The organism is Desertimonas flava (genome assembly GCF_003426815.1).
In the GTDB taxonomy this organism is placed as follows: Bacteria; Actinomycetota; Acidimicrobiia; order Acidimicrobiales; family Ilumatobacteraceae; genus Desertimonas; species Desertimonas flava.
The window spans coordinates 239,435-251,816 of sequence record NZ_QKYK01000005.1 but is presented as its reverse complement, the minus strand read 5'-3'; the positions used below and the strand labels follow the sequence as shown (position 1 = coordinate 251,816).

The following is a 12,382-nucleotide window of genomic DNA, read 5'->3' as shown; positions in this document are numbered from 1 at the left end:
GCCGCCAAGCTCAACCGCCGACCCCGCAAACGCCACGGCTGGAAGACCCCTACCATGATCCTCGACAACCACGTGTTGCAGTGACCACTGGAATCCAGGCAGGCACCATCTGTTACCGCCCGGCGATCGACGGGCCGGTCGGTCGGGCGCTCGGTCCGACCGGTTCCGGCGCCGGTTGCTACGTTCGACTCGACGGGCGGTGTCGCAGCCGCCGCCACATCCGGGGGACGAGGGAGCTGATCGAACCATGCCGACGCGGGCCGAAGCCATCGCCTTGCTGACTTCACCCGGTCAGCCCTTCGCACTCACGGAGATCGACGAGCCGAACCGTCCCGGCGGAAGGTGGCGCGTCTACGAGCATGCCCCGGCGACGATGGCCGACGTGTTGCGCGGCACGGCTGCCCACGGTGACACCGACTACATCGTGTTCGAGGGCGAGCGTCTCACGTACGCCGAGCACCTGAATCTCTGTGCCGGGCTGGCCGGGTACCTGGCCTCGATCGGCGTCGAGGCCGGCGATCGGGTGGCCGTGGGGATGCGCAACTACCCCGAGTTCGCCGTCGGCTTCTGGAGCGCAATGGCCATGGGCGCGGTGTCGGTGCCGCTCAACGCCTGGTGGACCGGACCGGAGATGGTCTACGCCCTGCAGGACTCGGGCGCCAAGGTGCTCTTCCTCGACGACGAGCGTTACCAGCGGCTGGCGCCGCACCTCGACGAGCTCCCCGACGTGATCGCCACGATCGTCTGCCGGTCCCGCGCCGGCCTGCCCGACTCGGTGACCACATGGGAGACGCTGTGTGCGACGTTCCCGGCCGAGACGTCGCTGCCCGACGTGTCGATCGCGCCCGACGATCTGGCGTCGATCATGTACACGTCGGGCACCACCGGGTTCCCGAAGGGGGCGATGCAGTCGCACCGCAACCACATCACCAACATCTTCAACTCCATCCTCAGCGGCGCGGCGGGCGCCATCGCCGCCGGCGTCACCCCCGCGGCCGGCGACGCACCGCCCCGCCAGCAGGCGTTCTTCTCGATGTTCCCGTTCTTCCACATCGGTGGGATGAGCGCGCTGAACCTGGCGCCGGCGACGGGGATGAGGCTGGTGACGCTGTACAAGTGGGACCTCGACAAGGCGATCGACGCGCTGGTCGCCGAGCACGTGACGTCGATGGCCGTCGTGCCGATGCTGTACCGCCAGATCCTCGACTCGGCGCGCGTGCACGAGCTGTCACCCGACGTGCTCGGCGGCATCGCGTCGGGCGGCGCTCCGGTGCCACCCGATCTGATCACCCGCACCGAATCGCAGTTCGACGCCAAGGTCGCGCCGGCCAACGCCTACGGTCTCACCGAGACGACGTCGGGCGTGGTGACGAACGCCGGCGGCGACTACTTCGCCCACCCCGACAGCGTCGGCCGGCCGGTGCCCGGCGCCGACATCCGCATCGTGCGGCCCGACGACGGCGAGGACCAGCCGAACGGCGAGATCGGCGAGATCTGGGTGCACGGCCCCAACGTGGTGAGCGGCTACTGGAACAACGAGGCGGCGACGGCGGCGTCGTTCACCGACGGCTGGTTCCACACCGGCGACCTCGGCTACGTCGGCGACGACGGCTTCGTGTATGTCGTCGACCGCCTGAAGGACGTGGTGATCCGCGGCGGTGAGAACGTCTACTGCGCCGAGGTGGAAGCGGCGCTGTTCCTGCACCCCGACGTGGCCGACGTCGCCGTCATCGGCCTGCCCGACCAGAGCCTCGGCGAGGAGGTGGTCGCCGTCGTCGAACGTCGTGCGGGCAGCGACATCGACGCCGTCGACCTGCAACGGTTCGCCGCCGAGCGCCTGGCCCGCTTCAAGGTGCCGAGCACCGTCGTGTTCCGTGACAAGCCGCTGCCGCGCAACGCCACGGGCAAGATCTTGAAGCGCGACCTGCGCGACGAGCTCGTCGCCAAGTAGCTCCCCGTCCCGCGCAGCACCCATCCGAGTGTTGAACGTCCCACTGGGGGGCGCCCGACACTCGGGCGCGGTTCAACACTCGGATGGGTGAGGGCTGCACGGCGGTTAATCGGGGCCTCCGCCGCAGGGTCACCGGTACCGTCGGGTCGCCCCCCGTTACCGATCCTCGACTGAAGGAGGGGCCGATGCACGGATGTCCCACACGAGCTCGACGCCTCGCCGTCGTCATCGTCTTGGTGGCGGGCGGCGCGGCATTGCCCGCCGTCGGTGTCGGCGCCGGTGACCTCGCCGACCCGTCGGCGACGACGACCACCGTCGGCGTCACCACCACCACGCCTGGTGACGTGGCCGCCGTGACGACGAGCTCAACGACCATCACGACGCCGGCGACGTTGCCCGGCGACGTCGCCGCGGTCACCACGACCCAGCCACCCCCGCCCACCACAGGTGGGCCGCCGACGGTGGGGCCGCCGACGACCCCGACGACTGCGGCCACCGCCGAGGCGGACGTCGCCGTCACCGCGACCGTGCCGCCCGGCGAGCCGGGACGACTCGCCACCAGCGCCACGGTGCCGGTGGGCCCCGACGAGCCGGTGTCGGTCGGCCAGTGGTCGACCGATCCCCACGACTGGTCGCCCGCGGTGCGTGATCTCCTCGTCGCGCAGGGTGTCGACCTCGACGGCCTCGCCACCGCCGGCGCGGCCGGCGACGGTCAGATCGGCGGCTTGCTGTCGAACGAGGGCTGTGCCGTCAACTGCATCACCGCCGGGCTCGCCCACGCGGTCGGGGTCGGTGTCCATCTCGAGGTGACGACCTCGGTGCCGGCGTTCATCCAGATCGAGATCGTCGGTGTCGGTCTGAAGTTCGGGCCACCGAGCGCGCTCGTCTTCGGCGCGACGTGGGCCCACCTCGAGCCCGGCACCACGTACGACGCGATCGCCCGCGCCCACGACGCTCAGGGCAACATGGCGGTCGCGTCGGGTACGTTCACCACGCTCACCCGATCGGCCGAGATCACGTTCACCCCGACCGTGTTCTGGTTCGGCAACGACCCGGCCTTCGATCCGTTCGGCGACCACACCTGGCAGCTCGCCGCCGATGCCTTCCTCGACGGAGAGCACCGGGCGGGCGCGACCGGGGAGACTGCATCCAGCGAGAGCGTGCTGGCGACGGCATCCGCGCTCGGACTGACGCTGGAGACCGGACCGGTGGCCGACTCCGTGATCGAGGTCGCCTACGTGGGGCGCTACGTCTGCGTGGACGGCTGCGGTGACGGGGGCGGCGTCTTCGATCTCGACCAAGCGGTCCCGCTGGGGGTGGATGCCGCCAACGGGTCGGAAGCCGATCACGACTCGGCGGTGTGGTGGGGCACGATCGCCAACGACATCCAGCTCGACGGCTACCCCGACGACGTCACGTCGTGGACCGGGCACCAGTTCACGTTCCCGCTGTCGACGTTCCACGGCGAGCCGGTCGGGCCCGCGGTGTACCTCACCGCCGACGTGACGGTCGAGGTGTCGTACGTGCCGGCCGGCTGACCGACCCATCGCCCATCCGAGTGTTGAACGTCCCACCGGGGGGCGCCCAACACTCGGGCGCGCTTCAACACTCGGATGGGTGGGGGTCGGCGGTGTAACGCGGGTTCGCCGGCGGGGACAGTTCTCCCAGAGAGGGGAGGACGTGATGTCACAGGTCTATGACGCCATCGTGGTGGGGGCGCGTTGCGGGGGTTCGCCGACGGCCATGTTGCTCGCCCGCAAGGGTCACCGGGTACTGCTGGTCGATCGGGCGACGTTCCCGAGCGACACCGTGTCCACGCACGTGATCCACGCACCCGGGATGGCCGCGCTGGCCCGCTGGGGGCTCGACGGGCAGCTCGCCGCAACGGGCTGCCCGCCGATCCGCACCTATCGCTTCGACTTCGGGCCGTTCACGATCAGCGGGCAGCCGCAGGCGATCGACGGCGTGGACGTCGCCTACTGCCCGCGCCGGACGATCCTCGACACGATGCTCGTGCACGCGGCGGCCGACGCCGGCGTCGACGTGCGTGAGGGCTTCTCGGTGGACGAGATCCTCGTTGAGAGCGGCACGGTGGTCGGCGTGCGCGGACACGACGCCGGGGGACAGACGGTCACCGAGCGCGCCACGATGGTGATCGGCGCCGACGGTCGGAACTCGATGGTGGCCAAGGCGGTGACCCCGGAGGAGTACCGCACGAAACCGGCGGTCGGCCCGGCGATGTACTCCTACTGGAGTGGCGTGGGCAGCGCCGGCTTCGACGTGGTGGTCCGTGACGGGTTCGGCATGGCGGCGTTCCCCACCCACGACGACCTGACGCTCGTCATCCTCGGGCTCCAGCCCGACGCCTTCGCCGTTGCCCGGCACGACCCTGACGGCGCGTTGGAGCAGGCGCTGGGCGCGGCCCCGGACTTGGGCGAGCAGGTCCGGTCCGGCAAACGCGAGGAGCGCTTCCGCACGGCGGCCGGACTCAGTGGGTACTTCCGGCGGCCGTTCGGCCCGGGTTGGGCGCTGGTGGGAGACGCCGGCTACCACCTGCACCCGATCACCGCCCAGGGCATCACCGACGCCTTCTTGGACGCCGAACTCCTCGCCGACGCGCTCGACGCCACGTTCGGCGGGCACAGCGCCTTCGACGAGGCGATGGCGGGATACCAGCAGGCACGCGACGATCGGGTGGCGGCGATGTACGAGATGACCTTCGACTTCGCCCAGCTCGCCCCGCCCCCGCCCGAGCTGGCCCAGCTGCTCGGCGCCGTGGCCCGGAGCCAATCGGCGATGGACGACTTCGCCAGCGTGCAGGCCGGCACCCTGCCGATCCCCGAATTCTTCGACCCCGCCAACGTCGGCCGGATCATGGAGGCGGCGGGGGCGGCGCACTGAGCCGCGCCCCGGGAGCGCCGGCGGTGGCCCGCCTCGCCGCCGGCCCCCGGTGCCCCGCCTGTCCACGCGCCCAGAAGCGAGGCTGCGGGCAAGCACCACCCGATCGAGCCCCGGACGCGACGGAGCGGGTCCCTCCGAGGAGGGACCCGCTCCGGGTCTCGACGGGATCGGCGTCAGAGCTTGGCCGTTGCCGGCTTCTCGTCGATGCGCTCGGTCACGAACCCCTCGGGGATCGTGTCGGGGATCACCACGCCCTTCGAGCGGCTCACCCACACCAACCCGGCGCCTGTGGCGATCAGCACCAGACCCAGTCCGGCGAACAGGGCCGCCAGCGCCAGGCCCATCTGCAGCGTGCTGTGGGTCACCGTGCCGACTCCGAGCTCGCCGACCAGACCGTGCACCGTGCCGGTCCACGCCTGCTCCCGAGCGGCCGCCTCGATCGGGTTCGCCCGGTCGAAGTCGGTCCAGTAGCGACCGTCGACGTCGAACTCGTAGGTGCCGGCCGGGAAGACCTCGCCGCTGTCGGTGGTGACGTCTTCGTCGAGCACGACCTCCTGGGTCCCGTGCAGCACGTGATAGCTGATGGTCGCCATCTGGTACATGTACTCGGTCGCCGTGTTCACCAGCGGGTCGTTCGGGTCGAGATCACTCTCGACGACCGGGTACTTCCAGTCGTCCTCGAGCAGTGACATGATCGCCTCGGCCCCGGCGGTCTCTCCACGGTCCGTCAGCTGGCCGTCCTCGTTGTAGCTGAGCGTGACGTTCTGCTGCTCGCTGAACGCCTGCAAGGAGTCGTAGCCGTCCTGGACCTTGGCGTAGGCCACTGCGCCGGCGATGCCGAACCCGAGGCCGGCAACTCCGAGGAAGACACCTACCAGCTGCAAACGCTTGTTCATCTCACACCGATCCCTTCGATCTGGTCCGTGTCGCTCACGAACCTCTTGTTCACCATCGAAGCCAGTTCTCAGCTCATGAGATAGGGACGAAGGGCCCGGCCTCTTCGCCATCGGTCCCGACGTCGCTCGGACGTCGGTCCCAGGGTCGCCGGGACGTCGAACGGGGCGCTCGAGGGCGTGTGCGGCGCCGTCATCACGGCGTGGAGTGTCAGAGGCGCGGCGTGGAGTGTTAGAGGCGCGGCGTGGAGTGTCAGAGACGCGGCGCCGCGGGCCCGGCGGCGTCGGCGCCGCCTTGATCGAGCCGGAACGGCGGGTACTCGTCGGTCATCAAGGCGGCGTAGGCGGCCACGCGATACGTCCAACGGTTGAGACCCATCACCAGATCGAAGATCCCGCGCGGGTAGCGGCCGCGCACGAGCAGCACGACCCCGGCGATGACGACCAGCACGCCGAGCAACCCGAACCCCCCGTTGCGGGCCCACTCGCCCCGCTCGGTGTCGCCCCAGCCGAGCCACCAGCCCGTGCCGAACAACCCGATCACGACGTAATGGGGCAGGGCGAGGAGCCACCACTTCACCAGCACGAGACCGCGTGACAACTGCGCGGGATAGGTGACGGTCAGTTCGGCGGGGTAGTCGGCCGGCTGCAGGCTGAACGGCGGGTAGCGATCGGTGCCCAGCGCGCTGAACGAGTAGAACCCGACGCGCCAGCTCCAGCGCAGCACGCCGACGTTGAAGTCGAACAACGCCCGGGGGTAGCGCCCGGTGAACAGGACGGCGAAGAACACGATGATCGTGCTGACGACGAAAGCGATCCACAAGAACACGAGCACGATGTAATGCGGGATCGCCAGCAGCCACTTGACGAGCCACAGGCCGCGGCTCAGCTCGGCGTCGAGATGGCCGGTGAGCTGCAGCGGGTAGGCCGGCCGGGCGGGCTGCTCGTCGCCGGTCCGCGGCCCCACCGGCGGTGCGAAGGCAGTCACCGGCTCCTCGGTGGCGCGGCTCACACCGCGGCTGCCGGCGACGATCAGCGCGGTCCCGCCGGCCAGCAGGGCCAGGCCGCCGACGAGGAGGCCGATCGCCGCCGGGAGGAACCAGTCGAGCTGGATGCCGACGTCGGTGTCGACGTCCACGCCGCGACTGGCGTCGGCGTTCATCACCACGATCGTCCAGTCGCCGGATTCGACCTCCCACTCGAGGGCGTCGGTGGCGTCGGTCGTCACCGACGCCACCCAGAACGTCTCGTCGCCGGGAGGCGTCGGAGTGCGCTCGCCCGGTGATCGCCGATAGGTGACGCGGTCGGGCGACAAGTCGACGTCGCGGACGCGGTCGTGGCCAACGCCGTCGAGATAGGCGTCGACGTCGTCGCTCGGCCCGATCCCGACGAACACCTCGGCCGGCTCGGCCGCGGCCGCTGCGTCGACCTCGAGACGAACGGTCCCGAGGGCGCCGCGGTCGATCAGCCAGTCACCCGGCCCCGGGTCGCTGTCGAGGTCGATGTGATCCGACGTGATGGCATAGGTGGGTGAGGCGAGACGGAGGTCGCCGGTGGTGAAGAACCCGTCATCACGCTGCGTGGCGTAGCCGACGATCGCCGCCCCGCCACCGACCACCATGGCGAAGCCGGCCAGAGCCAGCACGCTGCCGACGATCATCATCACGATCCGACCGGCTCTCATGGCCGCTCCTTCTCGATGTCCGACCTCCGAGCGCGCTCACGCGTCGACGGTGTCGGTGGTCGTTGCCCCACCGTGCTCGAACAGTAGCTCCGGCGGCCGCATCAACACGACGGGGCAGCGAGCGTGGCGCACGACGTCGGCGGCAACGCTGCCGAGCCGCAGGCGAGCCAGTCCGCCTCGACCGTGGGTGGCCATGACGATCAGCCCGGCGTCGAGGCTCTCGGCGAACTGGGTGATCGCCCGCGCCGGATGGTCGTCGTGCAGCACCTCGAACTCGGTGTCACGCCCCGTCCGAGCCGACAGCTGGTGGGCCGCTCGGGCGACGTAGCCGCTCTCGGACGCATCCCCGGCCACCACCGGTCCCGGCTCGGCGACCGACACCACCCACGGCCTCAAGTGCAGCCCGATGCCCCACGCGCCGGCGAGACCGAGTGCCGTCTCCGAGAGGTCCGAGCCGTCGACGGAGACGAGCAGCTCGCCCTTGGGTTCGGCGGTCACATCGACGTTCGGTCCGACGACGATCAGCGGGCCGGCGGTCAACGAGAGCACGTCGGCCATCACGCTGCCGAGGACCACCTCCGATCGGCCTCGACCGTTGCTCGCGATCACCAACATGGCGCCGTTGACCGACGTGAAGTGGTCGGCGATCGCCTGGGCGGCGCCCTGCGGGCCGTCGAGCACCGTCAGCGTCGGCGGCGATCCGGTCCAGGTGGTGTCCTCCATCTGGCCATCGATCCAGTCCTTGACGGGATCGCCCAGCCTCGACTCGACGTACACCAGCTCGAGGTCGGCCTCGCAGGTCACGGCCAGCCGGTCGCCCACCGAGGTGGCGCGCCACGATGCGTGGCTGCCGTCGACGGGAACGATGATGCGATTGAACATGACGTCCTCCTGATGGGTCCGAATCGCCTCTTGGCTCCAGTGTCGGCCGCCTCCGGTGCTGCGACCAGGGCCGAAGGTCATCGCGCGATGGCGGGTGCGCTGAACGCGATGAGTTGCCGCCGGCAGCGGCGTCACTGACGCATGAGCGATGAGGCGGCCGCGTACCCGCGGCTGACGGCACCAACCGTCCACGCCCCGGACGCCCGCGCGCTGGCGAAGTTCTACGCCGCGCTGACCGGCGGGGTCGTCACCTTCGCCGACGACTACTGGGCCGTGGTCACCGGCCCCAATGGTCGGATCGACGTCCAGACGGTCGCCACGTACACCCCGCCCACGTGGCCCGGCGAGGAGCAGCCGGTCCGCATGCATCTCGACTTCCACGTCAGCGACCTAGAGACCGCCGTCGACCACGCCAGCCGGTGCGGTGCCACCCGGGCGGAATTCCAACCCAACGACGATCACTGCATCGTGATGCTCGATCCCGTCGGGTATCCGTTCTGTCTCAGCAGGTGGGACATGGGCGTGCCGGACTGACCCGACAGCCGTGTCTCCGAGTGTCCGCTGTGGCCGGACATCCGTGACGGGACTCGGGCGGTACCGGATGTCGGCTCAAGCGAGTAGTTCGCCGATGCCCGGGAGACCGAACTCGACGAGTCCATGGCCGGCGGGTCGGATCAGGCCCTGCTTGATCAACCGCGTGCGATACACGTTGGCGTACTGGCTGGAGACGCCGAGGGTCTCGCGGACGTCGGACATGCGGGCCGGATTGCCCGAACGGGTCATGGCGATCAAGAAGTCCCGTTCACGGGGCGCCAACTCGTCGACGACGCGACCGGTGATCGCGTCGACGATCTCGCCGGTCGCCTCGGCGACCGCCGCCACTGCGTCGGCGAGGCGGACGGACCTGCACCGGGTCCGTTCGACGGCGTGGTAGCCGACCAGCTGCAGCATGTACGGGTTGCCCGCGCACGCCGCGACGAGCTGCAGCATCGCCCGGTCGTCGATGGTGATGCCTCCGAGGGCCGCGGTGGCGGCGAGCCCGGCGCGCACGTCGTCGTCATCGATCGCGCCGATCGCCGGATGGTCGCAGCGGGCGAGGAACGTCGGACCACGATCTCCGCCGGTGGGCAATCCGGCGAGGACGATCGCGAACCGCCGGCCGTTGCGCAGCATGTGCTGGGCGGCGTTGCCCACCTCCTTGAGCTCGCTCGATGACGCGTCGTGGATCTCGTCGATGGTGAGGAGCAGACCGTTGACCTCGAGGTCGAGCAGCGAGTCGAGGGCGCCGCGCAACGTCGACGCCGCCGGACGATCGGCGTCGAGCTGGATGCTCGCGCCCGAGCCGAGCACCGAAACGCCGGCGCCGGTGAGGCGCCGTTTGGGGCGCGGTCGCACGTCGTCGCGGAGGGCCAGCACCCGGTCGGTGAGCCGACGGATGAGGCCGGTGCTCGCGGATCCGGCGTCCTCCTGGACGATCACCCAGCCGGCTTGTGCGGCGCGGTCTTGGATGGCGTCGAGCAGGACGGTCTTGCCCGTGCCGCGATGAGCCTCGAGGTGCGTGGCCCACTGCTTGCCGCTGCCGGCGGCGAAGAAGCGGTCGAATGACTCGAGCAGCGCGTCCCGGCCGATCACCAGGCTCGGATGCCGCCCGAATCCCGGTCGGAACGGGTTCTCGATCACGTCGAAATATACCTCACAACTATAACAATCACCTATAACAGCTCTCCATGACAGCTCTTCATTGACAGTCGCTCTCTGCGCGGCCCGGCGGACTACCTCGCCCGCGTCCGACGGTACAGAAGGGGTGTCATGGCCTCGGCCGACGGCCCCACCCGAGAGAAAAGGGTTGCACGCGGTGGGGTACCCCCCTAGGGTATCGAGTGAGGCAGGAGGAACGAAATGACGACTCGGACACGCCCGATGGAGCCACATGCCGGTCATGGCGCGGGCCACGTGAACCACGGTGTCGATCACGGTGTCGATCACGGTGTCGGTCACGGTGACCACGACGCTCACGAGACCCCGACCGCCCATCACGAGCTCGCCGATCCGGCACACGCGGCTCACGGCGGCCATGCCGGCCACGACAAGCACGCCGGGCACGACCCGGCGATGTTCCGCCGGTTGTTCTGGTGGTCGCTGCTGTTGACGATCCCGATCGTCGTGTCGAGCGAGATGGTCATGGACTGGTTCGACTACGAGATCGACGGTGTCGGCTGGGTCGGTCCCGTGCTCGGCACGATCCTGTTCGTCTGGGGCGGACGGCCGTTCCTCACCGGTGCGGTCGCCGAGGTGCGTGACCGGCAACCGGGAATGATGCTGCTGATCGCCATGGCGATCACCGTCGCGTGGACGGCGTCGATGGCGACGACGCTCGACTGGTTCGACATGGAGTTCTGGTGGGAGCTCGCCGCGCTGATCACGATCATGCTGCTCGGGCACTGGCAGGAGATGAAGGCGATCGGTCAGGCGAGAGGTGCCCTCGACGCCCTCGCCGCGCTGTTGCCCGACGACGCCGAACGGATCACGGAGGACGGTTCGGTCGAGAAGGTCGGACTCGACGAACTTCGGGCGGGCGACCGGGTACTGGTCCGTTCCGGCGCCCGCGTCCCGGGCGACGGGCGCATCGTCGAGGGCGAGGCCGAGCTCGACGAGTCGATGGTGACCGGTGAATCACGCCCCGTCGCTAAGGGGCCCGGCGACCGCGTGGTGGCCGGAACCGTGTCGACGGACTCGGCGATCCGCGTCGAGATCGACGCCGTCGGGGCCGACACGGCGCTCGCCGGCATCCAGCGGCTGGTCGCCGACGCCCAGGCGTCGAGCAGCCGGGCTCAGGTGCTGGCCGACCGCTTCGCCGCCGTGCTGTTCTACGTCGCTGCGGCGGCGGCGGTCATCACGTTCGTCACCTGGACCGCGCTCGGCGACGTCGAGCGGGCGATCGAGGCGACGGTGACCGTCTTGGTGATCGCCTGCCCCCACGCCCTCGGATTGGCGATCCCGTTGGTCATCGCCCTGTCGACGGCGATCGCCGCCAAGAACGGCATCCTGGTCAAGGACCGCCTCGCACTCGAGCGCATGCGGACGGTGGACGCCGTGCTGTTCGACAAGACCGGCACGCTCACGAAGGGCAATCACGCCGTCACCGGTGTCGCCGCTGTCGACGGCGACGATGCCCGAGCCGTGGCCATAGCGGCGGCGATCGAAGCCGACAGCGAACACCCGCTGGCCCGGGCGATCGTCGGCCATGCCAACGGGCAGGGCGTCGAGGTGCCGACGGCTCGCGAGTTCCAGTCGCTCACCGGTCGCGGCGTGCGGGCCGTCGTCGACGGCACCGCGTACGCCGTCGGTGGCCCGTCGCTGCTCCGTGAACAGGACCTGACGGTGCCCGACGGGCTGGCCGCCGACGTCGAGGGGTGGACGGGCCGGGGCGCCGCCGTGCTGTATCTCGTGGAGAGCGACCGCATCGTCGCCGCCTTCGCCCTCGAGGACGAGGTGCGCCCGGAGGCCGCCGCCGCCGTCGCCGAGCTGCACCGGATGGGCGTCGACCACGTGGTGATGATCACCGGCGACGCCCGTCAGGTCGCCGAGTCGGTCGCCGCCCAGATCGGCATCGACGAGGTCTTCGCCGAGGTGCTGCCCGAGGACAAGGCCGCCGCCGTCACCGAGCTCCAGCAGCGCCGGCTGCGCGTGGCGATGGTCGGCGACGGCGTCAACGACGCCCCCGCCCTCGCCGGGGCCGACGTCGGGCTCGCCATCGGCGCCGGCACCGACGTGGCAATCGAGTCGGCCGGGGTCGTGCTGGCGTCGTCGGACCCGCGGACGGTCTCGGGCGTCATCCGGCTGTCCAAGGCCGCCTATCGCAAGATGCTGCAGAACCTCACGTGGGCCGCCGGTTACAACGTGATCGCCATCCCACTCGCCGCCGGTGCCCTCGCCTTCGCCGGGATCACCCTGGCCCCGGCCGTCGGCGCGCTGTTGATGAGCGGGTCGACGATCGTGGTGGCCTTGAACGCCCAGCTGCTGCGACGCGTCCGGATCGGGGCCGACGAGGGGCGTTGACGAACCGGCTGC

The 12,382-nt window shown here is 70.3% G+C and carries 9 protein-coding genes; 5 read left to right on the top strand and 4 right to left on the bottom strand.

Going from position 1 to position 12,382, the window contains the following annotated elements; all coding sequences use genetic code 11:
• Nucleotides 1–247 precede the first annotated feature (247 nt).
• From DN771_RS09040 to DN771_RS09030, 3 genes are all read left to right on the top strand, one after another.
• A complete protein-coding gene (locus DN771_RS09040) occupies nt 248–1,951 on the top strand; it encodes a class I adenylate-forming enzyme family protein (protein WP_116997034.1) in 1,704 nt (567 codons plus the stop codon).
• Between the two features lie 185 nt (nt 1,952–2,136).
• The gene (locus tag DN771_RS09035) at nt 2,137–3,489 is read left to right on the top strand and encodes a hypothetical protein (protein WP_116997033.1); all 1,353 of its coding nucleotides are present in this window, start codon (nt 2,137–2,139) and stop codon (nt 3,487–3,489) included.
• Nucleotides 3,490–3,634: 145 nt separating this feature from the next.
• Nucleotides 3,635–4,852, top strand: coding sequence for an NAD(P)/FAD-dependent oxidoreductase (locus DN771_RS09030; RefSeq protein ID WP_116997032.1), 1,218 nt, complete (start codon nt 3,635–3,637; stop codon nt 4,850–4,852).
• A 173-nt stretch (nt 4,853–5,025) separates the two neighbouring features.
• On the opposite strand, the gene DN771_RS09025 is transcribed toward DN771_RS09030, so the two are convergent.
• The 3 genes from DN771_RS09025 to DN771_RS09015 form a co-directional block, all read right to left on the bottom strand.
• Nucleotides 5,026–5,748, bottom strand: coding sequence for a hypothetical protein (locus DN771_RS09025; protein ID WP_116997031.1), 723 nt, complete (start codon nt 5,746–5,748; stop codon nt 5,026–5,028).
• Nucleotides 5,749–5,998: 250 nt separating this feature from the next.
• Nucleotides 5,999–7,429, bottom strand: a complete 1,431-nt coding sequence (locus DN771_RS09020) for a DUF4389 domain-containing protein (RefSeq protein ID WP_116997030.1) — start codon at nt 7,427–7,429, stop codon at nt 5,999–6,001.
• A gap of 36 nt (nt 7,430–7,465) precedes the next feature.
• Nucleotides 7,466–8,311, bottom strand: coding sequence for a universal stress protein (locus DN771_RS09015; RefSeq protein WP_162941730.1), 846 nt, complete (start codon nt 8,309–8,311; stop codon nt 7,466–7,468).
• 141 nt (nt 8,312–8,452) lie between these two features.
• Between DN771_RS09015 and DN771_RS09010 the strand changes: the two genes are divergently transcribed.
• Complete coding sequence (locus DN771_RS09010) at nt 8,453–8,845, top strand: VOC family protein (protein WP_116997028.1); 393 nt, start codon at nt 8,453–8,455, stop codon at nt 8,843–8,845.
• A gap of 75 nt (nt 8,846–8,920) precedes the next feature.
• On the opposite strand, the gene DN771_RS09005 is transcribed toward DN771_RS09010, so the two are convergent.
• On the bottom strand, nt 8,921–9,991 hold the full coding sequence (locus DN771_RS09005; protein WP_116997027.1) for an ATP-binding protein: 1,071 nt from the start codon (nt 9,989–9,991) through the stop codon (nt 8,921–8,923).
• 240 nt (nt 9,992–10,231) lie between these two features.
• Here DN771_RS09005 and DN771_RS09000 point away from each other — a divergent pair, with 240 nt between their 5' ends.
• Complete coding sequence (locus DN771_RS09000) at nt 10,232–12,370, top strand: copper-translocating P-type ATPase (protein ID WP_116997026.1); 2,139 nt, start codon at nt 10,232–10,234, stop codon at nt 12,368–12,370.
• The last annotated feature ends 12 nt before the right edge of the window (nt 12,371–12,382 follow it).

Bases quoted from the DNA above. Each gene is read 5' to 3' on its own strand.
- DN771_RS09040 (WP_116997034.1), top strand. From the start codon at position 248: ATGCCGACGCGGGCCGAAGCCATCGCCTTGCTGACTTCACCCGGTCAG.
- DN771_RS09035 (WP_116997033.1), top strand. From the start codon at position 2,137: ATGCACGGATGTCCCACACGAGCTCGACGCCTCGCCGTCGTCATCGTC.
- DN771_RS09030 (WP_116997032.1), top strand. From the start codon at position 3,635: ATGTCACAGGTCTATGACGCCATCGTGGTGGGGGCGCGTTGCGGGGGT.
- DN771_RS09025 (WP_116997031.1), bottom strand. From the start codon at position 5,748: ATGAACAAGCGTTTGCAGCTGGTAGGTGTCTTCCTCGGAGTTGCCGGC.
- DN771_RS09020 (WP_116997030.1), bottom strand. From the start codon at position 7,429: ATGAGAGCCGGTCGGATCGTGATGATGATCGTCGGCAGCGTGCTGGCT.
- DN771_RS09015 (WP_162941730.1), bottom strand. From the start codon at position 8,311: ATGTTCAATCGCATCATCGTTCCCGTCGACGGCAGCCACGCATCGTGG.
- DN771_RS09010 (WP_116997028.1), top strand. From the start codon at position 8,453: ATGAGCGATGAGGCGGCCGCGTACCCGCGGCTGACGGCACCAACCGTC.
- DN771_RS09000 (WP_116997026.1), top strand. From the start codon at position 10,232: ATGGAGCCACATGCCGGTCATGGCGCGGGCCACGTGAACCACGGTGTC.